Annotated in this window: 18 protein-coding genes and 3 pseudogenes; 8 read left to right on the top strand and 13 right to left on the bottom strand. The window is 45.2% G+C overall.

From position 1 onward, the window contains the following. Positions 1–157: 157 nt before the first annotated feature. Positions 158–748: a sugar O-acetyltransferase gene (locus HMPREF9007_RS08925; RefSeq protein WP_008762312.1), complete on the bottom strand. Its 591-nt coding sequence runs from the start codon at positions 746–748 to the stop codon at positions 158–160. A gap of 140 nt (positions 749–888) precedes the next feature. Here HMPREF9007_RS08925 and HMPREF9007_RS08930 point away from each other — a divergent pair, with 140 nt between their 5' ends. After that, positions 889–1,347 carry a GNAT family N-acetyltransferase gene (locus tag HMPREF9007_RS08930; RefSeq protein ID WP_008762311.1) on the top strand — a complete coding sequence of 153 codons (459 nt, stop codon included), beginning with the start codon at positions 889–891 and terminating at the stop codon, positions 1,345–1,347. A 353-nt stretch (positions 1,348–1,700) separates the two neighbouring features. Here the strand turns inward: HMPREF9007_RS08930 and HMPREF9007_RS0125240 are convergent. The 4 genes and pseudogenes from HMPREF9007_RS0125240 to HMPREF9007_RS08945 all read right to left on the bottom strand — a co-directional run bounded on the left by HMPREF9007_RS0125240 (position 1,701) and on the right by HMPREF9007_RS08945 (position 7,462). Continuing rightward, positions 1,701–4,122: pseudogene (locus tag HMPREF9007_RS0125240) on the bottom strand (ABC transporter permease). Next, positions 4,119–4,835: an ABC transporter ATP-binding protein gene (locus tag HMPREF9007_RS08935; RefSeq protein ID WP_008762308.1), complete on the bottom strand. Its 717-nt coding sequence runs from the start codon at positions 4,833–4,835 to the stop codon at positions 4,119–4,121. The pseudogene HMPREF9007_RS0125240 and the gene HMPREF9007_RS08935 overlap by 4 nt, the downstream one beginning before the upstream one ends. 15 nt (positions 4,836–4,850) lie before the next feature. Then, the gene (locus tag HMPREF9007_RS08940) at positions 4,851–6,098 is read right to left on the bottom strand and encodes an efflux RND transporter periplasmic adaptor subunit (protein WP_008762307.1); all 1,248 of its coding nucleotides are present in this window, start codon (positions 6,096–6,098) and stop codon (positions 4,851–4,853) included. 60 nt (positions 6,099–6,158) lie between these two features. Beyond that, positions 6,159–7,462 (bottom strand): annotated as a pseudogene (locus HMPREF9007_RS08945) (TolC family protein). Between the two features lie 329 nt (positions 7,463–7,791). Here HMPREF9007_RS08945 and HMPREF9007_RS08950 point away from each other — a divergent pair. The 4 genes and pseudogenes from HMPREF9007_RS08950 (at position 7,792) to HMPREF9007_RS08965 (ending at position 12,748) form a co-directional block, all read left to right on the top strand. Next, entirely contained in the window at positions 7,792–9,153 is a 1,362-nt protein-coding gene (locus HMPREF9007_RS08950) for a sigma-54 dependent transcriptional regulator (protein ID WP_008762306.1), read from the top strand. 5 nt (positions 9,154–9,158) lie between these two features. Further along, entirely contained in the window at positions 9,159–10,409 is a 1,251-nt protein-coding gene (locus tag HMPREF9007_RS08955; RefSeq protein ID WP_008762305.1) for an ATP-binding protein, read from the top strand. Between the two features lie 86 nt (positions 10,410–10,495). After that, a pseudogene (locus HMPREF9007_RS08960) lies at positions 10,496–11,519 on the top strand (AI-2E family transporter). Positions 11,520–11,575: 56 nt separating this feature from the next. Then, complete coding sequence (locus HMPREF9007_RS08965) at positions 11,576–12,748, top strand: glycosyltransferase (protein WP_008762304.1); 1,173 nt, start codon at positions 11,576–11,578, stop codon at positions 12,746–12,748. Between the two features lie 11 nt (positions 12,749–12,759). On the opposite strand, the gene rimI is transcribed toward HMPREF9007_RS08965, so the two are convergent. From rimI to HMPREF9007_RS08985, 4 genes are all read right to left on the bottom strand, one after another. After that, entirely contained in the window at positions 12,760–13,215 is a 456-nt protein-coding gene (gene rimI, locus HMPREF9007_RS08970) for a ribosomal protein S18-alanine N-acetyltransferase (protein ID WP_008762303.1), read from the bottom strand. Then, on the bottom strand, positions 13,215–14,681 hold the full coding sequence (locus HMPREF9007_RS08975; RefSeq protein WP_008762302.1) for a RimK family protein: 1,467 nt from the start codon (positions 14,679–14,681) through the stop codon (positions 13,215–13,217). The genes rimI and HMPREF9007_RS08975 overlap by 1 nt, the downstream gene beginning before the upstream one ends. A 130-nt stretch (positions 14,682–14,811) precedes the next feature. Further along, on the bottom strand, positions 14,812–16,056 hold the full coding sequence (locus tag HMPREF9007_RS08980; RefSeq protein WP_008762301.1) for an ABC transporter permease: 1,245 nt from the start codon (positions 16,054–16,056) through the stop codon (positions 14,812–14,814). Positions 16,057–16,248: 192 nt separating this feature from the next. After that, complete coding sequence (locus tag HMPREF9007_RS08985; RefSeq protein ID WP_008762300.1) at positions 16,249–17,448, bottom strand: pyridoxal phosphate-dependent aminotransferase; 1,200 nt, start codon at positions 17,446–17,448, stop codon at positions 16,249–16,251. A 180-nt stretch (positions 17,449–17,628) separates the two neighbouring features. Between HMPREF9007_RS08985 and HMPREF9007_RS08990 the strand changes: the two genes are divergently transcribed. Next, positions 17,629–18,864, top strand: coding sequence for a fucose isomerase (locus tag HMPREF9007_RS08990; RefSeq protein ID WP_008762299.1), 1,236 nt, complete (start codon positions 17,629–17,631; stop codon positions 18,862–18,864). Positions 18,865–18,953: 89 nt separating this feature from the next. Here the strand turns inward: HMPREF9007_RS08990 and HMPREF9007_RS08995 are convergent, their stop codons facing one another. The 4 genes from HMPREF9007_RS08995 to HMPREF9007_RS09010 all read right to left on the bottom strand — a co-directional run bounded on the left by HMPREF9007_RS08995 (position 18,954) and on the right by HMPREF9007_RS09010 (position 23,816). Beyond that, a complete protein-coding gene (locus HMPREF9007_RS08995) occupies positions 18,954–19,796 on the bottom strand; it encodes a histidinol-phosphatase (RefSeq protein ID WP_032850532.1) in 843 nt (280 codons plus the stop codon). 71 nt (positions 19,797–19,867) lie between these two features. Then, on the bottom strand, positions 19,868–21,736 hold the full coding sequence (locus HMPREF9007_RS09000; protein ID WP_008762297.1) for an ABC-F family ATP-binding cassette domain-containing protein: 1,869 nt from the start codon (positions 21,734–21,736) through the stop codon (positions 19,868–19,870). A 28-nt stretch (positions 21,737–21,764) separates the two neighbouring features. Beyond that, the gene (locus HMPREF9007_RS09005; protein WP_008762296.1) at positions 21,765–22,571 is read right to left on the bottom strand and encodes a DUF3805 domain-containing protein; all 807 of its coding nucleotides are present in this window, start codon (positions 22,569–22,571) and stop codon (positions 21,765–21,767) included. A gap of 51 nt (positions 22,572–22,622) precedes the next feature. Beyond that, entirely contained in the window at positions 22,623–23,816 is a 1,194-nt protein-coding gene (locus tag HMPREF9007_RS09010) for a hypothetical protein (RefSeq protein WP_008762295.1), read from the bottom strand. 233 nt (positions 23,817–24,049) lie between these two features. Between HMPREF9007_RS09010 and HMPREF9007_RS09015 the strand changes: the two genes are divergently transcribed. Both HMPREF9007_RS09015 and HMPREF9007_RS09020 read left to right on the top strand, forming a co-directional pair. Beyond that, positions 24,050–24,739, top strand: a complete 690-nt coding sequence (locus tag HMPREF9007_RS09015; protein ID WP_008762294.1) for a response regulator transcription factor — start codon at positions 24,050–24,052, stop codon at positions 24,737–24,739. Between the two features lie 9 nt (positions 24,740–24,748). After that, positions 24,749–26,530: an ATP-binding protein gene (locus tag HMPREF9007_RS09020; RefSeq protein WP_008762293.1), complete on the top strand. Its 1,782-nt coding sequence runs from the start codon at positions 24,749–24,751 to the stop codon at positions 26,528–26,530. The last annotated feature ends 16 nt before the right edge of the window (positions 26,531–26,546 follow it).

The raw sequence follows: 26,546 nt of genomic DNA, 5'->3' as shown, positions 1-26,546 counted from the left end.
GAACTTTCGTCTGACAGCTGTTTCTTTTTCGTCTAACAACTGTCAGACGAAAGTTCAACAACTGTCAGACGAATAATCTTTCGCATATTGCGGGACAAAGGATTGTGAAACGATCCTTAAATTTCAGTAAGTAGCGAGCTAGTTCATCCGTAAAACACTAAGGCAGAAAACCGGTCTTGTCTTCATCGGTTATTTCCCGAATAACTTTACAGGGAACACCTGCGGCAATTACATTCTCCGGAATGCTCTTTGTCACCACACTGCCCGCACCGATTACTGAATTTCTCCCGACAGTGACACCACCCATTATATGAACGCCGGCACCTACCCATACATTATCTTCAATGACAATCGGATGGGCATAGCACCCGCCCATAAGACGTTCCTGCGGATCGAGCGCATGATTGGCCGTATATAAACCGACACGGGGCCCTAATAATACATTGTCGCCTATCGTAATGAGATTTCCGTCCAACATGATGCAATCAAAATTGGCGAAGAAATTATTGCCAATACTGATATTGAATCCAAACTCACACCGGAAATTCGGTTCAAAATGAACACTACTGCCAATACACCTCAATAGTTTACGTAACAATGCCTCCCGAACTTCTTTAGGCTTTCCATAAGTGGAATTATAATCATTGGTCAGGAAAACAGCCTGTTCTCTTCTTTGAACCAGTTCTACAGACAAGTCATTATACATTTTTCCCGAAAGCATTCTTTCACGCAATTCTTTATTCTCCATATATATATTATGATGTTATTTAATAAGCAGGACATACTTGCAAATATACAGAATTAGTCAGATAAAACAGGCAACCTATTGGTTTTCAAAAATACTTTTATAACTTTGGCAATATTAAATATAAACAATACAATAAACGTATGAATCTAGTTTCACTCAGAGACTCACCTCAGTATCTGGAAAGAGCTATCGCCTATTTCCAAAGCAAGTGGGGTAACGAAAACACGAAAATGGTGTATGACAATTGTTTCAGACATTCTCTGAATGCCGAAAATCCCATTCCTCAATGGTACCTTTTAATGAATGGTGATGAAATAATAGGATGTGCGGGACTTACCAGCAACGATTTTAACTCTCGCGCGGATTTATATCCTTGGTTAGTTGCCTTATTCATTGAAGAAAAGTATAGGGGAAATCATTACGCCAATCTTTTAATAGAACAAGCCAAGAAGGATACACTGAAATTCGGATTCTCGAAATTATATTTAAGCACCAGTCATACTTCGTATTATGAACGCTTGGGCTTCACATATATCGGAGATTGCTGGCATCCTTGGGGAGAAAGCTCCCGTGTATATGAGATTATTTTAAAATTCTGACTTGTACATTCCCGATAAGTATTTGTCTGGGCAAATGACGATATTGCCGCAACAGAAAGTAACAGAATTAACAAGATTGTTCTCATAATATTCATTCTGGTTTTATGTCCCTCAAATATACGAAAAAAAGGGCATAAAAAAAGGCTATCTATCCCAGACAGCCAATCTTTTGTTAACCTTAAATCTAATACTATGAAAAACACACTACAAAGATACGGACTTTCTGCATATCTCCAAATTTCCGGAGCAAAGCGGAGCATCTTATAACATGGTTTAATAGAAGTAGCAGACTCGTTAACATTTAACATAATTCCTCCGGATATTAACGAATACCCGAAGGAGTGATCTAAAAACTATTCATATCTTAACGAACGAGCAGGTTTGCTCATTATTATTTTCATTGTCTGAAAGGCCACCGTCACGAAGGAAATGAACAACATCAACAATACGGGCACAATAAAGAACCAGGCTTCTAAATCCGTCCGGAAAGCATAATGACTCAACCAGGCGTTCATACTGAACCAGGCTACCGGAAGAGCAATCACAACCGCTATCAGAATCAGCAGGAAAAATCCTTTGACCAACTGATAGAAAAGATTCCAGCGGGAAGCTCCCAAGACTTTACGTATACCCATCTCTTTCGTACGGGTGGAACAGGAAAACATCACCAATACCCAAAGTCCCAGACAGGATATGAATATCGCTAATCCGGTGAAAGAACCTATCATCACCCCGAATACTTCATCCTGACGATACTGATGGTCGAAGAACTGATCGAGGAAAAAATAATCGAAACTGGAATCAGCAAAGTACCGATTCCATATTTCCTGTACCTGCGATACCAGTTCGCGGGGATTGCCGGAAGTCATTACGATAGAAATATAGCGTTGTGGCAACCAGTCTATCTTATCTTTATGAATCAGCATAATAGGAGTATAATTCTTACTCAACGCCTGCTGATGATAATCTTTGACCACTCCGATAATCTGCATCGGAGCATCGGTACATTCTACTGTTACCAACTCTCCTATCGCCTCATCATTGGAAGCAAAGCCCAGATTGCGTACGGCCGTCTCATTAATCACCAGTTTATCTACATCGTCTCCGTACTCTTCTGAAAACGCCCCGTCCGGCTATCACTTGCAAACCATATGCCTCTATATAATCCGGATCGCAGGCCAGCATCTCATAAAGCCGGTTCTGCTTCAAAGCGTCATTGGTACGGCGATTGGAAAGGAAAGTAGCCACCTCCTCGCCCGGCACAGCACCGGAAGCTGCGACACTATGCACCAGTGGCAACCGCATTATCGCTTTCTTCATCGCTTCCAGTTTCACATTCAGACCGTCTGTACGTCCGGGAAATTTAATGACTAATGTCTGGTCGGTTTTCACCCCTAATGATTGGCTGCGCATAAAATTCAGCTGTGCAAACACGATCAATGTTCCACAAAGCAGTATCATAGAGGCCGTATATTGAATGATAACCAACACCTGACGAGTCCGTTCTCCGGACTTGCTATGCAAAAACTTTCCTTTCAACAGGGTAATCGGTTTACGGTTCAGCAAAGCCAATGCCGGATAATATCCGGAAAGGAATATCCCTGCGATAAAAACAAGAACCAGCAGCACCCACCAATAATCCATCAGCCAAACGGAGAAAGTGACCGTACGTCCCACCAGTTGATTAAAGTACGGAAGAATCAGCTCTATCAGCCCTACCGCCAATATAAAAGCAATCAGATTCATAACCAGCGCTTCGAACAGGAACTGATGAATCAACTGCTTGCGGAAAGCACCCACTACCCGACGCACTCCGACTTCCCTGGCACGCTCCATCGAACGGGCTACTGTCAGATTGATATAGTTTATCCAGGCAATAGCCAGAATGGCAATGGCTGCAAAGACAAGTGCAATCATAGCAGAACGATTTCCTTTTGTCTCCATTTCATAACCCAATTGCGGAGTGAGATGTATATCTGCCAGAGGAACCAAATCGACTCCCCATGTTTTGTTTTTCAACGCTTCCTCCGTCTTGTACTTTTCCGCCATGACGGGAAACTCTCTTTCTATTTCCGCTTCCCTCTCCGGCGAATCGAGCAGAACATACGTATATGCTTCGTGCTTATACCAGTATTCATGTATAAACTTGGGCAAAGATGTATACGAAATCAGGAAGTTATAATGTATGTGGGAATTGGAAGGCATTTCCTCCATGACTCCGGTCACTTCACACGATATCTTATAATAGGGACCGGTAAAGATAAGAATCTTTCCGATAGGGTCTTCCTCTTTGAAATATTTGCGAGCAATGCGCTCGGTGATTACAACTTGTCCCGGCATCGAAAGGCTGGTCTTTTTATCACCTTTCAGAAGCTCGAAATCGAAAAGACGGAAAAAGCCCGGATCGGCATAAGCTATCTGGTTTTCCCGCAGTGTCAACTCACCATACTTCACAATCTGTTCAGGTTGGAGCAGAGAGCCGATTCGGGTATAATCTTCAATTCCCGCAAGATTCTCTTTCATTGCCGAACCGTATCCGAAGGAGCTGCTTGCCCAGTTATCGGTCAGCACCTCCCCTTCGCGGAATGTACTTTGCACACGGTAAATATGGGGATATTTCGTGTGCATCTTGTCAAAACTGAACTCAAAAGTTACATACGTCAGAATCAGTAACGCCGATGCCATGCCGATCGCCAGTCCAAACACATTAATGAAGCTGAACTTCTTCCGCTTCATCAGATTCCGATAGGCACTATTCCAATAATTTCCTATCATACAGCTTCGTTTTTAGAGGACGTACTTTTTTCTAACGGACGGTTGATGTTTTCGGATACAATCTGTCCGTCCAACAACCGGATAATCCGATGCGCATACGTCGCATCCCTTTGAGAGTGGGTGACAATGATAATCGTAGTCCCCTGGCGGTTCAGTTCGCTCAACAGCTCCATCACTTCCACGCCATTCACCGAATCCAGATTTCCGGTCGGTTCGTCAGCCAGCAACAACTTACAGTCCGTCACTACCGCACGGGCGATGGCCACACGTTGCTGTTGTCCGCCCGACAACTGTTGAGGATAATGGTTGGCACGATGTAGCAGATTTACTTTCTCCAGCACTTTGTTCACTTTCTCTTTGCGTTGGGCAGTCTTAATCCCCATATAGACAAGCGGGAGTTCCACATTTTCGTATACCGTCAGTTCGTCAATCAGGTTGAAACTCTGGAAGATAAAGCCCAGATTATTCTTCCGAAGGGCAGTCAGCTGGTTCTCGTTCATTTTATCCACCTGTTTCCCTTCAAAGAAATAAGAGCCGGAAGTGGGAGAATCCAACGTGCCCAGAATATTCAGCAACGTTGACTTGCCGCATCCGGAAGGTCCCATTATAGCGACAAATTCTCCTTGTTCTACGTGTAAGGTGACTTCGTTCAATGCTTTCGTCTGCACCTCTTCCGTAGTGAAAAGCATAGACAGTTTTTCTGTTTTAATCATGGTGATTCTTTTTATTTATTTTAGTATTAGTTTCTCATTGTCTCCGAACAACTCATAACCGGATATGATTACTTTCTCACCCGAAGACAAACCTTCCGTCACCTCATAATACTGTGGATTCTGGCGCCCGATCTTCACAGGACGCCGCGTGGCAAATTTACCACTTTCATCGACAATATACATCCACCGCCCTCCGGTAATTTGAAAGAATCCGCCACGGGGAACAAGGATCGCTTGTGCCGGGTCTCCTAACTGAAGGTTGATATGATAAGTTTGTCCGGCACGTATATTCTCCGGCCGCTCCGAAATGAAAGCCAGGTCAGTACGGAACTGCCCTTCTTTCACTTCCGGATAAGGTTTGGTTACTTCCAGTTTATAGGTTCCTCCGTCACGGGTAAAGTCGGCAGGAAGTCCGGGAAGTACACGCTCCACATAATGCTCGTCTATCTGTGCCTGTACTTTGAGGTCCGGAGTAATAATCTGGCCGATATGTTCTCCTGCGGAAATGGACTGCCCGACCTGCGCGTTCAAGTTTCCTACCTGTCCGTCAATCGGAGCTTTAATCTTCAGGTTTTCCAAGCGCTCACGGACCAACGTAAGACTGCGTTTCATGTTACGTATGTTCTCGTCCAGACTGCTGATCTGGCTTTCACGGAAAATATTGTCCTGACGGATACGTTCGTCAATGACCGCCAGTTGTTCTTTGGCAGCTTCATACTCCTCCTCTGCCTGACGGAAGTCCTCGCGGGCAATCAGTTGCTCCTCCACCAAACGTCTGTATTGTTCATAACGGCGTTTTTTCAATGTCAGTTCTTTATTCAAGCCTATGCGTTCCTGTTTCAGTTGCAGACGCTCCTGCTCCATACTGATGCGGGTATTGCGCAATTCATTTTCCTGATAGGCAAGGTCTGCCTCACTCTGCATGATTCCGATATTCAGCAACGGGTTGCTGAGACGCAGAATCACATCGCCCGCTTTCACCATAGCTCCTTCTTCTTTCAGACGTTCTTCCACACGACCGCCTTCTATGGCATCCATATAGATAATCCGGCTGGGCATCACTTGCCCGATCACACGGATATAATCATTGAACTCCGCTTGCTTGACGGTAGCAATCGTGAGACGATCTTTCTCAACTGTCATGGAGGAAGCCGTATCTCTAAAAATAAAATATAAAATGACAGCGATTCCCAGCGCCACACCACCGATCGTATAAAGGTGTTTGCGATTTATGCCGGGTTTGCGTTCAACAGGTGTATCCATAAAGGTATATTCAAAATAGGGTTGTTATTAAATGATTGATCCGATGGCACAGACTCCGTTTTACAGGAAAGTCCCCTCCCGATAGTATTTCTCCAGTTTCCTCATCATTTCCACTTGCAGGCGTACACGAACCAGTTCTGCCTTGGCGGAGATAAAACGGTTACGGGCTTCCATCAGCTGAAAGACGGAAATGAGCCCTTCCTCCCATTTACGTTCAGACTCTTTCAGTACGAGAGCTTCTGCTTCAAGCTGTTGCAATGCCTGTTGATGTTCACTAAATCCGGCATGTAGGGAAAGAAGTGTTTGCTCTATATCGGTATATAGCTGCTGCTTTTCCAGTTCTTCTTCATTCTTCAAGCGATACAGGTTTAGTTTCTGCTTCCGTTGATGAGTCAGACGTTCCAATCCGCTCAGCAAAGGAAACGAAATACCGATGCCGACATATTTTCCTATATTGTCCCGCAACTGTCTGGCAGAAAAAACTGTATTGTAAAAATTGGAACCAACCGTAAAGCGGGCATAGACAGAAGGAGAAAAAGTTCCGCCAGCCATCGCATACTCTTTACGGGCAGCCTTTCGTTTCAAATCAATCATACGCATGACGGGAAGTATTTCCAGTGATTGGGTATAAAGTGTTTCCGTAGACGGAACAGAAAGCAAGGGCAACTGATTCGCTTCCACAATAGTATCCTGAATAACGAGTGTATCACCGGGTTGGAAATTCATTAGCTGTTCCAGATGCAATAAGGCCAACCGGCAAGTATTCTCACGAGATTTATAACGATAGATATCCCCTTCTCTGCGGGCCTTGACTTCCTGCAAATCGGAAGCGGATTTCAATCCCAACTCAACAAAGGCTTCGGTTTGTTTCAGATACCGCTCACTCAACCGGCTTTGTTCTAAAGCAAGATTCAGCAGTTTTCTCTCCAGAATCAGTTTATAATAAGCATCCGTCACTTGATATGCCAGTTCATTCTGCTTATTTTCAATGCCCATTCGCTACGCTCCTTATTCATCTTCCGGAAGCGTACCTGATGAATGCGTGAAAAGCCCTCAAAAAGAGAAAGAGTCATATCAAGCCCCACAGTCCCTTCTTCAAAAGTTTCGTTGGTATATCCGTTCGTATCCGGATCGATAGAACGCCCAAAGCGTTTTCCTGTTTCTGCATTAACCGCTGCACGGGGAAGAAAAGCACCGACAGCAGCCATATAATCTGCCCGTGCCTCCTTTATATCTATCACACTGTTCCGCACAGAAGGATTCTGCTTCCATGCCAGACGAATGCACTCATCCAAAGTCATGCCGGACTGGGCCTGCACAAAATGCGGTAATAAGAATAAGGACAAAAAGAAAAGGTTTTTCATTCTTTATAATATATGCGATTGTGTGTTACGATGATTAGAAGGCAAATAGGATGCCACAATTTTTAAGTAATTGATTATTAGTCAAATGACCAATACGTTTGCATTGCATCCGTCCAATTATTACACACCGCAACGTCCAACTTTTGGACGTTATCCATTATTTCATATTCTTCGGGAGCAATTTTCGGGCATTTAAGTAAGCCTTGCAGTAAATATGCCCGAAAACGTCTAATTATTGGACACTCGCTTGCAGAGGAAAGCAAAAACGAATATCTTTACCCCCAAACTTAAAGCATGGTTCAACCTGATAGATACCCCCAATCTTAGATATGGAAAACGGAACTATTTTAATAGTAGATGATAATAAAAGCGTGTTAGCTTCACTGGAGTTACTGCTCGAAAATGAGTTCGGTACAGTTCGCACCGCCGCCAATCCCAATCAAATCACCACGTTACTGACTACCACCTCTATCGACGTCGTTATCCTTGACATGAATTTCTCTGCCGGCATAAACAATGGCAATGAAGGACTGTACTGGTTAAAACAAATCCACGAAATCCGCCCATCTTTACCGGTGGTTATGCTGACTGCTTACGGAGACGTTGAATTGGCGGTAAAAGCACTAAAAAACGGGGCTACTGATTTTTTACTCAAACCTTGGGATAATCAGATTCTGATTCGGAAGATAAAGGAGGCTTATAAAAGTAACAACAGCAAAGCCAAAAGCGCTTCAAAGGCAACCGGCAAACAGGGGGATACCGAGAAACCGAGCAAACCGGAAATGTTGATCGGCCACTCTCCCGCAATGCTCCAGTTGATTAAAGTGGTCACGAAAGTAGCCAAAACCGACGCCAACATCCTGATCACAGGAGAGAACGGAACAGGAAAAGAGATGTTAGCCAAAGAGATACATCGTTTATCTCCCCGAAATTCCCGTCAAATGCTTGGCATTGATATGGGCGCTATCAGTGAATCACTCTTCGAAAGTGAACTGTTCGGACACGAACGCGGAGCGTTTACCGACGCATACGAAAGTCGTCCGGGAAAATTCGAAGCGGCCAACGGCAGTTCCCTCTTTATGGACGAAATCGGAAACCTTTCCATTGCACTGCAAGCCAAACTATTGACTGTACTACAGAACCGGAATGTCACCCGAATCGGAAGTAACAAAGTGATTCCCGTTGATATCCGGCTGATCTCTGCTACCAATAAAGATATTCCGGAAATGGTAAAGCAAGGACTGTTTCGGGAAGATTTGTTCTACCGTATCAACACCATTCATCTGGAAATCCCTCCTTTAAGGGAACGGGGAGACGATATCCTATTATTCATAGATACTTTCCTCCGTCGTTTTACTTCCAAATATCAACGGCCGGACATACGGATGCACGAGCAAACGATTGAGAAACTACGCTCCTATCACTGGCCGGGCAATATCCGCGAACTGCAACACGCCATCGAAAAAGCGGTGATCTTATGCGAAGGCAACGTGATACGCCCCAAAGATATTCTGGTAAAGCAAAGCTGGAAACCTCAGACGGCAAGCGTCGTCCCCAATCTGGAGGAAGTAGAACGGCAAGCCATCGAAACAGCAATCCTCCAAAACAATGGAAATCTGACAGCCGCCGCCGAACAATTAGGCATCAGCCGACAAACTCTCTATAATAAACTGAAACGATTCAAACCCTGAACAAGATGATATTCAGTCGACATATCTATTGGACCATATTGCTTCGTATCCTGCTCATCCTTGCAACTTCGGGAACAGGGCTGTGGCTCATCATCTCCCAACGTGGCATCATCATCGGTACGTTACTAATCATCTGCTCCTTGTTTCAAATCGGCGGAATAGTCACTTATCTCAATAACATCAACCGGAAACTCCGGCTTTTCTTTGATGCCATCGAGGACAGAGATAATACATTCAGCTACCCCGAGCAAGGAATAAGCGAAGAGCAACAACAGCTGAACCGTTCACTGAACCGGATCAACGCCCTATTGGCGCAAACAAAAATGGACTACCAGAAACAGGAACATTTCTACCGGTCTCTGCTGGAGAAAGTACCCAACGGAATCATAGCCTGGAACAACTCCAAGAAAATAATCTTCGTCAACAACACAGCGTTGACCTTACTAAACATCGAATCACTGACTCTATATTCCCAACTGGAAAATATCCTGCAGAATGAGAAGAACAGAAAAAGACTCAGCCTCTCCCAAAGTCAGATGAAACTACAAGACGAAACAATCACCTTGCTTTCCATACAAGACATTGACGACCGGCTCAACGAAAACGAAAGTGAATCATGGAGCAAACTCAGTCATGTCCTGACTCATGAGATCATGAACACGATCGCTCCCATTATCTCACTGTCTCAGACACTGGCTTCCTATCCGGAAATCAGCGAGAAAGGAATCCGCGGGCTTCACATTATTCAGGCGCAAAGCGAACGGCTGATGGAATTTACCGAATCTTTCCGGCATCTGTCCTATCTTCCGCAGCCCGAAAAGCGTCTCTTTTCCCTATCCGACTTATTACACAATCTGGAGGAACTGCTTCAAACCAATTTTCAAGAAAACAATATCTCCTTTACACTCCGGTGCTCCCCCGAACCGATGATGACCGAAGGAGACGAAAAGCAACTGTCACAAGTGTTTCTCAATCTGTTGAAAAACGCCATGCAGGCATTGGAGGGGCATCCGCATGGAGAGCTTTCCCTGCAAGCAGAACAAGACGAACATATAGTCATAGACATCACCGACAATGGTCCCGGTATTCCTCCCGAAATTATGGACAAAGTATTCATCCCCTTTTTTACGACTAAATCAGAAGGTACAGGCATCGGACTGAGCCTGTGCAAAGAAATTATCCGCCGCCACGAAGGGCATTTGGCTATCAAAGAAAGCAGAGCCGGAAAAACGGTTTTTCATATTGAGCTCCCTTAAAAACAACATACGTAAACCTCATACCGGACATTCAAACTTTTTCCACTGTTCTTTTGTTTATAAAGCAGAATATCTAAATACATAATATGAGCATCAAAGAACAATACTGGAAATATTCCCTCATCGTCATCATACTATTTATGGGAATCATCATCTTCCGTCAGATCACTCCTTTTTTGGGAGGATTGCTGGGAGCACTCACTATTTATATTTTGGTACGCACACAAATGACGCACCTGACAGAAAAGTGGAAACTGAAACGCAGTGTTGCCGCATTGCTGATTACGGCAGAGACGGTTATGGTATTTTTGGTTCCGCTCGGACTGACAATCTGGCTACTGGTAAACCAACTTCAGGACATCAATCTGGACCCGCAAACATTCATTGCCCCGATGCAGCAGGTGGCAGAGTTTATCAAAGAAAAACGGGTTATGATGTGCTGGGAAAAGATACCTTGTCATTCATTGTCTCCATCCTACCCCGCATCGGACAAATCATAATGGAAAGCATCAGCAGCCTTGCCATCAATCTGTTTGTCATGGTATTCGTACTATACTTTATGCTGATAGGAGGAAAAAGATGGAAGCTTATGTGAATGACATTCTCCCGTTCAATGAAGCGAATACACAGGAAGTAATTCACGAAATCAATATGATTGTACGTTCCAATGCCATCGGCATACCTCTGTTAGCCATTATTCAAGGAGGGGTCGCCATGATAGGGTATCTTATCTTCGGAGCACCCAATGTCCTGGTATTGGGATTCCTGACCTGCTTCGCCACCATCATTCCAATGGTAGGAACTGCCTTGATATGGTTTCCCGTAGCTGCCTATCTTGCCGTAACCGGAGACTGGTTCAACGCTATCGGACTCGCCGCATACGGTGGAATAGTCATATCTCAGTCGGACAACCTGATCCGATTCATCCTGCAGAAGAAAATGGCGGATACCCATCCGCTGATTACGATATTCGGAGTCGTTATCGGTTTGCCGTTGTTCGGATTTATGGGAGTCATCTTCGGTCCGTTGCTGCTTTCATTATTCTTTCTATTCGTCGACATGTTCAAGAAAGAATATCTGGATTTACGAAATAACCTTCCTGCGAGATGACGGAGCTACCAAAAAAATGCGTACTTTTGCAGTCGTAAAAACGACACTTATATCCAATGGAAGCATTTACATTCAATACTGTCGAACTGATTCTTTTATCGGCGGCAGGTATTCTTTTTATCATTCAGCTCATTTATTATTTCGGCTTGTACAATCGGATACATGCCCACAATAAGGCTGTACGCAAAGAAGCAGTGCACTTCACACAAGAGATGCCTCCGCTTTCCGTGATTCTTTGTGCACGCAACGAAGCTGATAACCTACGTAAAATCTTACCTGCCATTCTCGAACAAGACTATCCGCAGTTCGAAGTGATTGTTATCAACGATGCTTCTACGGATGAGACAGAGGATGTACTGGGATTTATGGAAGAGAAATATCCTCACCTCTACCACAGCTTCACTCCCGACAGCGCACGCTACATCAGTCATAAGAAACTTGCCCTGACATTGGGCATCAAGGCCAGCAAACACGACTGGCTGGTATTTACAGAAACAAACTGTATGCCTGCAAGCAAAGACTGGCTCAGACTAATGGCACGTAACTTCACTTCACAGACTCAGATAGTACTGGGATACAGCGGTTACGACCGGACCAAAGGATGGCTGCATAAACGGGTAGCCTTTGACACGTTATTCCAGTCTCTGCGTTATTTATGCTTTGCATTGGCAGGAAAGCCATACATGGGCATCGGCCGCAATATGGCTTACCGGAAAGAATTATTCTTCCAGAGAAAAGGCTATTCCACTTATCTGAACCTGCAACGCGGGGAAGATGATTTATTCATCAACCAGATAGCCACCCCATCCAACACACGTGTAGAAACGGATATCAATGCAACTATGCGGATACAACCGGTATACAGCTACAAAGAATGGAAAGAAGAAAAGATAAGCTATATGGCAACCGCACGCTTTTATCACGGTGCACAGCGCTATTTGTTAGGATTCGAGACTTTCTCCCGTCTGCTGTTTTACGCTGCCTGCATCGCGGGTCTTGTATTCGGCATCCTCAACAACCATTGGCTGGCTGCCGGAATTGCATTACTGATCTGGCTGTTCCGCTATACCATACAGGCAATCATCATTAATCGGACAGCCAAAGAAATGGGCGGAGACAGGAAATATTATTTCTCCCTGCCGGTTTTCGATATCCTCCAGCCCATCCAGTCGCTCAAATTCAAACTTTACCGCTCCTTACGCAGGAAAGGGGACTTTATGAGAAGATAGGCAACTGCTGATTACATGTGCCGCTGCATATAAATCGCATCCGAACCATCATGATAATAGTTTGGCTTTACTCCCACGGGAATAAAGCCATTTTTCATATATAGCTTGATGGCAGGCGTATTCGACTCTTTTACTTCGAGCGTAATCTTTACCGCCCTACAGTCAAGAGCTGTCTCAATCGTCCGCTCCATGAGCAACTGTCCCAGCTTCCTTCCTCTGCAGTCCGGATGGACGGCTATCGAATATATCCGCAGATAACGGGTTCCCGCATGAAACAATAATGAGACATAGGCGATTATCCGCTCCTGTTCCACCACCACATAAAAGGTGCCCTTTGAACGGCAGATCAGATAAACAAACTGTTCTCTCGAAAAACTATCTTCCTGAAAACATTCCTGCTCTATCTCCAGAATGGCAGGAATGTCTCCCACTTTTGCCTGACGGAGGTGTATCGTTGGTTCCATCATTAATAATGTTTCATTTCCAGCGCCTGCTCAAAGTGATTCAACAGACGGTAATACATTTCGTCACCGATAATCGCATCTTCCAGTTCATGGTCGATACTCGGATTATCGTTGATTTCGATCACGTAAGCCTTATCATCGACCATTTTCAAATCCACTCCATACAAGCCTTTCCCGATGAGATTGGCAGCCTTTATCGCCGTATCCAGTACCACACGCGGCACCTGATAGATAGGAATCGTATCCACCAATCCGCAGCGGCTCCTGCCCGAATCATAATGGCAGTAAATCTGCCAATGACCTTTTGCCATATAATACTTGCAGGCATACAAAGGTACTCCGTTCAGCAGACCGACACGCCAGTCAAACTCCGTAGGCGTAAATGCCTGCGCCAACAAGATAGCCGACTTCTCGAAAAGAAGTTCAAGACTTGTTTTCAGTTCTTCTTCATTGGACACCTTTTTCATGCCAATGGAATAGGAACCGTCCGGTATCTTCAGGATGAAAGGAGCACCAACCTGCTCACTGATCTGCTCGAACGAGTTCTCATTGGACTGAAAAATCAACGTAGACTTCGGTGCCGGAATCCTTTCTTTCTCAAAAAGTTCTTTCAGATAAACCTTATTGGTACACCGAATGATAGACAACGGATCATCAATGACGACCATCCCATTCTGGGCGGCCAACTGTGACAAATGGAATGTATAATGATTCAGCGATGTCGTTGTCCGGATAAACAGCGCATCAAATTCCAACAGACGCATGGCATCATCCTCTGTAATCATTTCGACGTGGATATTCATCTTCTTGGCCACTTCGGAGAGTTTATGCAAAGCGCCTTTGTTGCTGGGCGGAAATTTCTCTTTCGGATCAATCAGTACCGCCAAGCTATATCTGGGAGCTTTTGCCGACTTAGGCGCACGCCATATTTTCTTATTAAAGTTATCCAGCGTATTAGCAAAGAAGTCCTGTTCCTCATCATCCAACCGGTTCAAAGGCAAGAACTGAATACTTTCAATCTGATTCTTGGGATGAGTGTTCAGAGCGACTCTCAACAAAGGGCAGGGATAGTTCTCGAAAATGAAGCGGGCCACTCTTTCCAGCCCTTTCTCACGGCATTTCCCGAAATAGATATTCAGATACCAGATATCACTTTTGACCCCGTTCTTCTGAATCCATTGATAACACAACGCCTGCAGACTTCGGTCCATGCGGATTCCTGTCCCCGTCTCCAGTTTGTTGATGATGTCAACATCGGGAATCACCCGTTGTCCTCTCGTCTGGGCAAGCAACGAACAGTAATACCCTTCGGAGTTATAGCTGTAATCATTGCTAAGATTAATAACTAACTTCCGGTCTTTTTCAACCGGCTTGTTCTTCAGATAGTCGGAAACAGTCAGGATACTTTTCGTCTCACAATACGGCTTCCAGTCATCCGGATTATCCAACAGAATTAACACATTATTCATAATGGTTAAAAATTAAACCTACAAGAGGATATTAAGTAAATCGGGCGCAAATATAGACATATTATTCACTCTACATCACGCTACGGTCTAAATTATTTTTGCAGCAAAAAAAGAAAAGAAAAAGAGAAGATTACTCGTACCGCATGGAGCTTGCAGGATTGATCTTCGTTATCAAGTAAGAAGGTCCGATCAGCATCAGAACCGATGCTAGCAACGTACCTGCATTGATCAAAAGGAAGAACCAGACATTGAAAGAAACCGATACCGTATCAACATAATAATTCTCCGGATCGAGCTTAAATATTCCGAATTGGGACTGGATAAAACAGAATGCCAGTCCAATCGCATTGCCCCAAAGCATCCCCTTGCCGATGAGAAAGACGGCAAACCAAAGGAAAGTCTTGCGAATCGTAAAATTATCGGCTCCCAGCGCTTTCAGTATTCCGATCATATTGGTGCGTTCTATGATAATAATCAGCAAACCGGAAATCATGGTAAAGCCGGCAACTCCTATCATCAGGAAAAGGATTACCCATACATTCAGATCAAGCAGATTGAGCCATTCAAATATCTGGGGATTCAGTTGCTCTATATTGCGTACATAATACACGCCTCCAAACTTATCGCGCTGGCTATCCGTATCAACAGCTATCTCGTAAGTGATATCTTCCAGTTTATCATAGTCGCGCACCTGCAGCTCCACTCCGCTCACCTGCTCCGGTTCCCAGCCATTCAGACGGTTCACCAAATAAAGGTCAGTCAGCAGAAACAGATTATCATACTCCGAGAAATTGGTCTGATAAATGCCTGCAATCGTCAAGCGCCGGGCACGGATATTATCCTGAATATAATAGGTATATATCTTATCTCCCAGCTTCAGCTTCATTTTGGTAGCCAGCGCCTTGGAGATAAGTACCTGATTACTCGAAGCCGAATCGCTGAACGCAGGAATCTCCCCTTCCACCAGATACTCCTGCATAAAACTCGGATCAAACTCCGGTCCGACACCTTTCAGTACCATTCCCTGAAAAGCATCATCCGTTTTTATCATCCCCGGCTTGGTAGAATAACGTTGCACATGGCTTACTTGGGGATAACCGGAAAGAGCAGTCATCATACTGTCCCCCACCGCAATCGGATGAGTCTCATAAGAATTGACTGCATCCAGATTCGCTATCTGAATGTGCGACCCGAACCCGATGACTTTATTCCTTACCTCACTTTTAAACCCTATGACTACCGCCACCGCAATAATCATAACAGCCAACCCTATGGCAATACCAGCCATAGCAATGAGGACCGCAGGACGTGAAACCTGTTTTCCACCATCGCTCTCGCGATAAATACGACGGGCTATAAAAAGAGATAACGACAATTCTTTAATAGGTATTAAGTATTAGGTAATAAGTAATAGCCGTAGCTTATTTAGAGATCAGGGATTAGGGATTAAGTATTATATTAAGCATTAAGACATCACCTTATGATATAATTATCAACCTTATAATACATCATACGCCAATCAGCGTCTACGGTTATTACCTATTACTTAATACTTATTACTTAATACCTATTCCGTTCTTCCCGGATACGCCTCCAACGCCTTTTGCAGGATGAAAAGCGCACGGGTCAAATCTTCTTTCTTCAATACGTAGGCGATACGCACTTCATTGATGCCGGAGCCCGGAGTAGTATAGAAACCGGAAGCCGGTGCCATAAATACGGTCTGGCCTTCGTATTCAAAGTCAGAAAGACACCATGCACAGAACTTGTCCGAGTCGTCTACGGGGAGTTTGGCTACGGTATAGAAAGCCCCCATCGGAATCGGAGAATAAACGCCCGGAATACGGTTCAATCCATCAATTAAGCATTTACGCCGTTCTACGTATTCATCATACGTCTCACGCGAATATTCCTCCGGAGCATCCAAAGAAGCCTCGGCGGCAATCTGTCCGATCAAAGGAGGACTCAGACGAGCCTGACAGAATTTCATAACAGCGTCACGTATCTCTTTGTTCTTGGTAATCAATGCACCGATACGGATTCCGCACTCCGAATAACGCTTGGAAACTGAATCGATCAGCACTACATTATTCTCGATACCTTCCAGATGACAGGCAGAGATATAAGGAGAGCCGGTATAAATAAATTCACGATATACTTCGTCAGAGAAGAGGAAGAGGTCGTACTTCTTCACCAGGTCACGGATCTGATTCATTTCCCGACGTGTATACAGATAACCGGTCGGGTTGTTCGGATTACAAATCAGGATAGCCTTGGTACGTTCATTGATCAGTTCTTCGAATTTCTCTACTTTCGGCAGGGAGAAACCTTCTTCAATGGTCGTTGCAATCGTACGGATCTTTGCTCCGGCAGAGATGGCAAATGCCATGTAGTTGGCGTATGCAGGTTCCGGAACAATGATTTCATCTCCCGGATTCAGGCAGGAAAGGAAGGAAAAAAGTACCGCTTCCGAACCTCCCGATGTAATGATTATATCGTCAGCCGTCAGATTGATGTTGAACTTTGCATAATATCCCACAAGTTTCTCGCGATAGCTTCTGTTTCCGGCACTGGGGCTATATTCCAGCACTTTACGGTCGATGTTGCGTATCGCGTCAATCGCGGCCTGAGGAGTGGGCAGGTCAGGCTGTCCGATATTCAGGTGAAACACATGGACTCCCCGTTGCTTGGCAGCGTCTGCCAAAGGAGCCAGTTTTCTGATAGGAGATGCAGGCATCTCGTTTCCGCGAATGGATATGGTTGGCATAATTTTAACTACAAATTACTAATTACTATTTACTTTTTTAATTTGGAACTGCAAATGTACGCAATAATTTGAATACAGAGACATAAAAACTTTAAAATCCTTATCAAGGGTAAAAACGTAGTGGAAAAATGAAAAGAAAGCTATACATTTGTAATACGGAAAACTTAAAACAATATCATAATGACCATACACCTTATCTCATTTGCTTCAATACTTCACAAACAAGCCTCGCTGCGCAATTCGCACGAAGCAATTCTGAGTGAACTTGAAAAATATTACACTGTCAAACTCATCGATTATCAAGATATGGATAAGTTGGGCAGTGATGATTTCAAAATCATTTTTATCGCTACCGGAGGTGTGGAAAGACTGGTCATCCAGCACTTCGAACGTCTTCCCCGCCCCGCCATTTTATTGGCCGATGGCATGCAGAACTCACTTGCTGCGGCATTGGAAATATCTACATGGCTCCGTGGAAGGGGAATGAAGAGTGAAATTCTTCATGGAGAATTACCGTCTATTATTCAACGTGTACATATACTATATAATAATTTCCGCGCGCAGCGTTCTTTGTTCGGCAAGCGTATCGGAGTCATCGGTACTCCTTCTTCGTGGCTGGTTGCCAGCAATGTGGATTATCTTCTGGCAAAACGCCGTTGGGGAATCGAATATATAGATATTCCGCTGGAAAGGGTTTATGAACATTTTAAACAAATCACAGATGATCAGGTAGGCGCGTCCTGCGCCGCCGTTGCTTCGCAGGCGCTTGCCTGCCGCGAGGGAACTCCCGAGGATTTAATCAAAGCAATGCGATTATACAGGGCCATCAAGAGAATTTGCGAAGAAGAGAAGCTGGAAGCGCTGACATTAAGCTGCTTCAAACTGATCGATCAAATTGATACGACCGGCTGTCTGGCATTGTCATTGCTGAATGATGACGGTATCATGGCAGGCTGTGAGGGAGATCTCCAGTCTATCTTCACTCTTCTGGCAGTTAAGGCGCTGACAGGAAAAGAAGGATTCATGGCAAATCCATCCACCATCAATACGCGAACCAATGAATTAATACTGGCACATTGCACTATAGGACTCAAACAGACGGAAAGATATATTATCCGCAATCATTTTGAGACAGAGAAAGGTATCGCCATTCAAGGACTGCTCCCGACTGGTGACGTGACTATCGTAAAATGCGGAGGCGAATGTCTGGATGAGTATTACCTGTCTACCGGAACTCTAACCGAGAATACGAATTATATCAATATGTGCCGCACGCAGGTGCGTATCCGCATGAATACTCCGGCGGATTATTTCCTGAAAAACCCGCTAGGCAATCATCATATTATGATTCATGGGAATTATGAAGAAGCTTTGAATGAGTTCCTGTTATCGAATGCCTGCAAAAGGACGGAATAGGGGATCGAAACAGAGGCTCTGTTATAGATAAATGCAGGCTCTGTCAGCAGTTGACGGAGCCTGCATTTATTATAAACAGAAGCTCTGTTTTATTGTAACAGAGGCATATCTTTCCACTGTCCGCCGTGCCACTCCACTACTGTGTCAAAGCCGACTTTCTTCAAGGCTGCCAATGCTTCGGCACGACTGTTATTAATCCGTTCCGGATAATGGGCATCACTATTCACCTGTACCCGAATACCCAATTCTTTCAATAAAGGGAAATAGCGTTCGTTCGGATAGAAAGTTCCCAAATCATGATAAGACTTGGTATTAATTTCAACGATATATCCATGACGGGCTATTTCTGCAAAATAATCGCGAACCAACGCATCATACCACGGTTCGTCCAATAATCCCGGACGATAGCAAGAGGCATTATAGTGCATCTTATCTGCATGACCAAGGATATCAAAACCTCCCAGCTCGACCATACGGAGCAGATTCTTATAATAAAGGTGGACAACGTAATCGAGATCACCTTCAAAATGCGCATCTATCAATTGACGGAATATATCGGCAGGGGTATCGATATCCACGACTTTGCCCTGCGGAGAATAGAGCATATGCACAGAACCAATCCGATAATCGAGCGGCAATTCCTGAAAACGAGGGATAGCGGGATGGCTCTCTTCATTCAGATAGTCTATTTCGAGTCCGATGGCAAGCTCTATTTTATCGGCATATTTCTCCTTCAGATGAGAAAATTCGGAAAGGTAATCATCCATCCGGTCCCACTCCATCGTCCATGCTGTAGAAAATGGCAGAGGAGCGTGAGAAGAAATACCATAAGAAGAAAAGCCTTCACTAATGGCAAAACGGATAAAATCTTCCATATTAGCTCGTCCGTCACAATATAAGCAGTGACTATGGTAATTGGTCAGGTTTGTCATATCGGTCTATGTTATTTCGGTTATTATCAGGTTGTTTCAGTTATTACAGTTTCTTTCCGTTCAGATTCATGTCAGCCTTCTATCTCGCTCAGTTCCAGCCAGCGCATGGTCTTTTCGTCAATCAGATCATTCACTTCGGGCAGACGTTTCGACTTTTCAGTCAGTTCGTCTACAGAAAGCGTTCCGCTGCAAAGCAGTTCTTCAATCTGTGCCTTCTCCGCTTCCAGTTCCGCTATTTCTTTTTCCAGTTGTTCGAACTCACGCTTTTCCTTGAAGCTCATTTTCCGCTTATCGTTCAGACGGACACGGGCGGTCTTCTCTTCCTGCGGCTTTTCCGCTTCCTTTTCTTTCTGTGCCTTGGCTTCTTTCCAGTCACGGTAATCGCTATAGTTTCCGGGGAAGTCACGGATATCTCCCTGTCCGTTGAATACCATCAGATGGTCTACTACCTTATCCATAAAGTAGCGGTCGTGGGAAACGACTATGACACAGCCCTTGAAGTTCTGCAGATACTCTTCGAGCACATTCAGAGTGATGATGTCCAGGTCGTTGGTAGGCTCATCGAGCACGAGGAAGTTGGGATTACGCATCAGCACCGTGCACAGGTAAAGGCGGCGGCGCTCTCCCCCACTCAGTTTATAGACATAGCTATGCTGCGTTTCGGGAGTAAACAGGAAATGCTGCAGGAATTGCGAAGCCGTCAGCTTCTTTCCATTCCCCAGTTCGATCACTTCGGCTATATCCTGCACGACATCAATCACCTTCATTTGTTCGTCGAACTGGAGACCGTCCTGCGAGTAGTAGCCGAAACGGACAGTTTCGCCCACATCCACCGTTCCGCTGTCGGGTTTGACCTGTCCCATCAATATTTTGATAAAAGTAGATTTACCCGTTCCGTTATTTCCTACAATTCCCATCTTCTCGTAACGGGCAAAGATATAGGAAAAATCATCCAAAATCTTCAGGTCGCCGTAGCTCTTGAACAGATGATCGGCTTCAAATATCTTGCTTCCGATATAAGAGGCCTTTACTTCCAGTTTTACGTTGTCATTGTTGAAACGTTGCTTGGCAACCTTCTCCAGTTCATAGAAGGCATCTTCACGGTATCGGGCTTTGTGTCCGCGTGCCTGCGGCATCCGGCGCATCCAGTCGAGTTCCGTACGATAGAGGTTATTGGCACGTTCTATTTCCACGCTTTTAGCCTCGATGCGTTCCTGACGTTTCTCCAGATAATAGCTGTAGTTACCTTTATATTGATAAATCTGCTGATTGTCAATTTCGATAATCTCCGAGCAGACACGGTCGAGGAAATAACGGTCGTGCGTCACCATCAGCAGGCTCAGGTTGGTGCGACGCAGGTAGTCTTCCAACCATTCGGTCATGTCCAGGTCCAGATGGTTGGTAGGCTCATCGAGGATCAGCAAATCCGGTTCGGTGATCAGGGCGTTGGCTAAGGCAACACGTTTCAGCTGTCCGCCGGAAAGCTGCTTCACCCGCTGGTCAAAGTTACGGATTTTCAGTTGGGACAGAATTTGCTTGGCTTTCTGCTCATATTCCCATGCTTTCTCCTGGTCCATGCGTGCCAAGAGGTCTTCCAGTCCCGGATGCCCTTCGGTTTCCATACATCGTTCGTACTCTTTAATCAGTTCGACGGTGCTGTTGCCGTGATGGAAACAGGCTTCGAGAACGGTCAGTTCTTCGGGATACTGCGGGTCTTGTTCCAGATAATCCACACGAAGGTCACGGCGGAAGACGATGTTTCCGCTGTCATACCCTTCTTTTCCGGCGATGATATTCAGTAAGGTTGTTTTTCCGCTGCCGTTCTTGGCGATTAATCCGACGCGTTGCCCCTCGGCAATGCCAAAAGATATATTTTCAAAAAGAACCAAGTCGCCGAAGGACTTGGTCAGGTTGTCTACTTGTAAATAAGGTACTGCCACGTAATTTAGTGATTAGCTGGTTCGTGATTTAGTGATGATCGATTGCCGATTGATATGCTTCGGCAATGTTGCAGGGTTGGCCGGCCTTAACTTTGCTCCATGCGATTTTCATCGGGTCGATGGTCCGGCCTTGGTATTCGAGTACGGGGACTTCCCGATTGCCGTCAATCAAGGTTTTCCACTCCATGCCTTCCACTTCGTTAGTCAGAATCGCGCATACCGTTATACCGATGGCGAGCCATTCATCTTTCTTCTTGGGGCTGATCTTACCGCTGTCTATCACTTGCTGAATCTTCTCCAAGTCCTCTTCCACTCCCTGAAAGTCTTTTTTGAGTTCCTGTTTGACGGTAGATACTACCCACTCGTAGCCTTCATTGATCTGATAGATTTCCGATAGGCGGACAGGAATCAGTTCTGCGGGATATTTCTCGCCTTCCTTGCGGGCTTCCAGTGTAGCGATGATCTCTTCCGCTTCCTTGGTGCTTCCGCCTTTGGGTACGGTGAAAGAACATTCAAAAGCGATATTGCCGGTTCCTGTTATCCACAGGTGAGAAGTATAATAAGTGCCCTCTTCCTGAAACATTTCTTTACTGTAGGCACAGTCCCATGTACCGATTTTCACCAATGAAGCCGAATCGTTTTCTTTCAGTTCCTGACGGATGGCATCTTTACCGTATGAGGCGTTGCCTTTAAAAGCTGATATACGAAAGTTGCCCGTCCATACATCGGGGTTATAGAAAAGAAAAGAGCCTTCGCCATCTTCAAACTCGTTCCAGTCCGACGGATAATTCATCGAAAACCACGCTCCGGGGGAGATAAATTTCTTGCCTTGCATCCTTTTTCATTAAATGATTACTTGGGCAAAAATACGAATTAAAAATGAATTTCACTTTCCTATCGGCTGTATTTTCCTCCGTACTTCTTTGGAAATCTCCAGAAACATATAGTTCAGCTTTCCGGAATGGATGCCTGCTTCATTGTCTTTGTACTTTTTGTTGGCGTACTGTTTGGATTTCTCGAAAGTGAGCAGTGACATTTCGTTCTGCGATTTGCCGACCATGGTAGAGTCCAGTTGTTCATCCGGGAAGAAGTCGTCGAGGTCTACATCACCAATCATCGTCGTTTCGAGGAAGTTCATGTCCTTATGGGAGTTGTCGGTGTAATATCCTACGAACATATGCCCCGGTGTACGTACCAGTATCGGTTCGATATTGATAGCCCGAAGGAGCGAAGCGAACAGTACGCTGCCGTCCACACAGTTGATCTGCGACGATTCCAGCGCATCGTCAAAGGTGCGGACGCGTTGCGAGAAAACGACATTGCTCGAAAGGCTCGTATTGGATACGGAACTGTAGCGGAACTTACGTTTCTGTAAGATGTTCCAAAGTGCGTACACCTGCTTGTCTACCGCACCTTTGGCCGTGCTCTGGTAGCCCAGGAAACGATTCACGATGCGGGTATTCAGCGCTTCACGAAGCAGCTGGTCGATCATCGGATTCTCTTCGTTGACGTATGCGGCAAAAAAGATACTGGTATCGTAAAACTTCGTCCCGTTCGCCACATAACCCAACAGGCATTCATTGACGCTACGCACCGAAAACGTACGTACCCGTTGTCCCAAGTCTTTCCCGTTCATCTCCACTTTTACGGCTACGCTCACCGGTTCCGCCTGTGCGTTATTCTTCAGTGCCTCGTAATTCCAGATGATATCGGGATAAATAGTATATTCCGTCCTCGGCTTGTTCAGCACAAATTCCGACACGGAACGGGAAAAGAAAGGGGTCTCGGCAACCTCTATCCGCACCCGGCTGTAAGCAGTCCTTGACTTCACCCGAACGGCGATGCACGATTTCGGATTTCCGAGACAGGTAGAATCTGAAGGAGTAATCACCTGCGCGTCCGTAGTGGCTACCGACAGGATGGCCGACGGAAAGATATTTCCTCCCAGATCGTCTACGATCTCAAAGCCGGAATTAAAAGAAGTATATTTAAAGACGGAGATTCCCCCGATGAGAAGAAGCAGTACAATCACCCCTCCTACCACTTCGCGTCTATATCGTTTCAAGTCTATTTTTATCATGATCTGCAAACTGTGTATTTATTATCCTATCGCTACACAAAGATAACAAATAACAGACGGTTTTTCCTCGCATATCCCATAAAAACTTTCAAATATCATCCCGATGCCCGCATTCAGCGGAATGTAATACGATTGTAATATTTGTTTCATCCGCCCGTAACAAAGTCTTCTCATCTTTGTCCCGAAATAAAAAAAAGCTTAACTTTGTCATATCACATTAATACATATATCATATGAACGATTACCGTATTTTAGTTGTCGACGATGAAGAAGACCTCTGTGAGATTCTGAAATTCAATCTTGAAAACGAAGGTTATGAAGTGGATACCGCCAACTCCGCCGAAGAGGCTCTGAAGATGGATATCAGCAGTTACCACCTGATTCTTCTGGACGTGATGATGGGGGAAATCTCCGGTTTCAAGATGGCAAACATGCTGAAGAAAGACAAGAAAACAGCCAGAGTGCCCATCATCTTCATCACAGCCAAAGATACCGAAAACGATACCGTAACAGGCTTCAATCTGGGAGCGGACGATTATATCTCCAAGCCTTTCTCCCTGCGCGAAGTGATCGCCCGTGTGAAAGCCGTACTGAGGCGTACCGCCACGATGGAGACGGAAAAGGCGCCCGAACGCCTGACTTACCAGTCACTCGTGATCGACATCACCAAGAAGAAGGTAAGCATAGACGACGAAGAAGTGCAGCTGACGAAGAAAGAATTTGAAATACTGCTTCTGCTGGTGCAGAACAAAGGACGCGTCTTCTCCCGTGAAGACATTCTGGCGCGCATCTGGAGCGACGAAGTATACGTACTCGATCGTACCATTGATGTGAATATCACCCGTTTACGGAAGAAAATTGGCGAATATGGCAAGTGCATCGTTACCCGCCTGGGATACGGATACTGCTTTGAAGCCGAATAATCAAGAAGTATGAATCTACCTGTCAAGCAAAAACATTTCCTCTCTTTCAGCCGGAAGTTATTCCTTTCGGTGATCTCGCTGTTTCTGGTATTTGCCTTTTGTTTCATCGCCTACCAGTATCAACGCGAAAGAGAATATAAAGTCGAGTTACTCAACACACAGCTCCAGAACTATAACAGCCGCTTGTACGAACGGCTGAACAGTAATCCCGCCATCGAAGAAACGACTGAAAAGTATATCCGCGACCACGCATTGGAGGACTTGCGCGTCACACTGATCGACTTGCAGGGAAATGTGATCTATGACAGTTATCAGACTACCGACCAGCAACTGGAGAACCATCTCAACCGCCCCGAAGTGCAGAAAGCCTTGAAAGACGGAACCGGTTTTGACGTACGCCGCACCTCGGAGACCACCGGGCTACCGTATTTCTATTCGGCAACCCGCTACGGAGATTATATCATCCGCTCGGCACTGCCATATAATGTAAGCCTCATCAATAATCTGCAGGCAGACCCGCATTACTTATGGTTTACGGTCATTGTGTCGCTGTTGCTCATGGTGATCTTCTATAAATTCACCAACAAACTGGGAACCTCTATCAGCCAGCTCCGCGAGTTTGCCATGCGTGCAGACCGTAACGAACCGATAGAGATGGCGATGCAGTCCGCTTTTCCGCATAATGAGCTGGGAGAGATTTCGCAGCACATCATCCAGATATACAAGCGTCTGCACGAAACGAAAGAGGCACTCTACATCGAACGCGAGAAACTGATTACCCATCTTCAGATTTCGCATGAAGGGCTGGGCATATTCACCAAAGACAAAAAAGAGATTCTGGTCAACAACCTCTTTACTCAATACAGTAACCTGATTTCGGACTCTAACCTGGAAACGACAGAGGAAGTATTCGCCATCAGCGAACTGAAAGACATCATTCATTTCATCAACAAGAACCAGCAGCAACGCTCGCGGGGAAAAGACGAAAAGCGTATGTCCGTCACAATCAACAAAAACGGACGCACCTTTATCGTGGAATGTATCATCTTTCAGGACGCCAGCTTCGAGATTTCGATCAATGACGTCACGCAGGAAGAAGAGCAGGTACGTCTGAAGCGCCAATTAACCCAGAACATTGCCCATGAACTGAAAACTCCCGTAAGCAGTATCCAAGGTTATCTGGAAACGATTGTCAATAACGAGAATATCTCACGTGACAAGATAAATACGTTCCTCGAACGGTGCTACGCACAAAGCAATCGCCTCAGCCGGCTGCTACGCGACATATCCGTACTGACCCGCATGGACGAAGCCGCCAACATGATAGACATGGAACGGGTAGACATCAGCGTACTGGTAGGGAACATCATCAATGAAGTTTCTCTGGAACTGGAAGAAAAGCACATTAGCATCGTGGATTCACTAAAGAAGGGTATCCAGATCAAAGGCAATTACTCTCTGCTCTACTCCATCTTCCGTAACCTGATGGACAATGCCATCGCATACGCCGGAACCAATATTCAGATAAACATCAACTGTTTCCGTGAAGATGAGAATTACTATTATTTCAGCTTCGCAGACACGGGTATCGGTGTCTCTCCGGAACATCTGAACCGCCTTTTCGAACGTTTCTACCGGGTGGACAAAGGGCGTTCACGCAAACTCGGCGGAACCGGTTTAGGGCTTGCCATCGTAAAGAATGCTGTGATCATACACGGAGGAAACATTTCTGCCAAGAATAATCAAGGCGGCGGACTGGAATTTGTCTTCACGCTGGCGAAAGAAAAATAAACAGCTTGTTTTTTCT

The organism is Bacteroides sp. 1_1_14 (assembly GCF_000162515.1).
Classification (GTDB): Bacteria; Bacteroidota; Bacteroidia; order Bacteroidales; family Bacteroidaceae; genus Bacteroides; species Bacteroides thetaiotaomicron.
Note: the sequence above shows the minus strand (reverse complement) of the source record. Positions and strands in the feature narration are given on the sequence as shown.

Excerpts from the sequence above, each read along its gene's own strand:
- HMPREF9007_RS08925 (WP_008762312.1), bottom strand. The coding sequence starts at position 748 with ATGGAGAATAAAGAATTGCGTGAAAGAATGCTTTCGGGAAAAATGTAT.
- HMPREF9007_RS08930 (WP_008762311.1), top strand. The coding sequence starts at position 889 with ATGAATCTAGTTTCACTCAGAGACTCACCTCAGTATCTGGAAAGAGCT.
- HMPREF9007_RS08935 (WP_008762308.1), bottom strand. The coding sequence starts at position 4,835 with ATGATTAAAACAGAAAAACTGTCTATGCTTTTCACTACGGAAGAGGTG.
- HMPREF9007_RS08940 (WP_008762307.1), bottom strand. The coding sequence starts at position 6,098 with ATGGATACACCTGTTGAACGCAAACCCGGCATAAATCGCAAACACCTT.
- HMPREF9007_RS08950 (WP_008762306.1), top strand. The coding sequence starts at position 7,792 with ATGGAAAACGGAACTATTTTAATAGTAGATGATAATAAAAGCGTGTTA.
- HMPREF9007_RS08955 (WP_008762305.1), top strand. The coding sequence starts at position 9,159 with ATGATATTCAGTCGACATATCTATTGGACCATATTGCTTCGTATCCTG.
- HMPREF9007_RS08965 (WP_008762304.1), top strand. The coding sequence starts at position 11,576 with ATGGAAGCATTTACATTCAATACTGTCGAACTGATTCTTTTATCGGCG.
- rimI (WP_008762303.1), bottom strand. The coding sequence starts at position 13,215 with ATGATGGAACCAACGATACACCTCCGTCAGGCAAAAGTGGGAGACATT.
- HMPREF9007_RS08975 (WP_008762302.1), bottom strand. The coding sequence starts at position 14,681 with ATGAATAATGTGTTAATTCTGTTGGATAATCCGGATGACTGGAAGCCG.
- HMPREF9007_RS08985 (WP_008762300.1), bottom strand. The coding sequence starts at position 17,448 with ATGCCAACCATATCCATTCGCGGAAACGAGATGCCTGCATCTCCTATC.
- HMPREF9007_RS08990 (WP_008762299.1), top strand. The coding sequence starts at position 17,629 with ATGACCATACACCTTATCTCATTTGCTTCAATACTTCACAAACAAGCC.
- HMPREF9007_RS08995 (WP_032850532.1), bottom strand. The coding sequence starts at position 19,796 with ATGACAAACCTGACCAATTACCATAGTCACTGCTTATATTGTGACGGA.
- HMPREF9007_RS09005 (WP_008762296.1), bottom strand. The coding sequence starts at position 22,571 with ATGCAAGGCAAGAAATTTATCTCCCCCGGAGCGTGGTTTTCGATGAAT.
- HMPREF9007_RS09010 (WP_008762295.1), bottom strand. The coding sequence starts at position 23,816 with ATGATAAAAATAGACTTGAAACGATATAGACGCGAAGTGGTAGGAGGG.
- HMPREF9007_RS09015 (WP_008762294.1), top strand. The coding sequence starts at position 24,050 with ATGAACGATTACCGTATTTTAGTTGTCGACGATGAAGAAGACCTCTGT.
- HMPREF9007_RS09020 (WP_008762293.1), top strand. The coding sequence starts at position 24,749 with ATGAATCTACCTGTCAAGCAAAAACATTTCCTCTCTTTCAGCCGGAAG.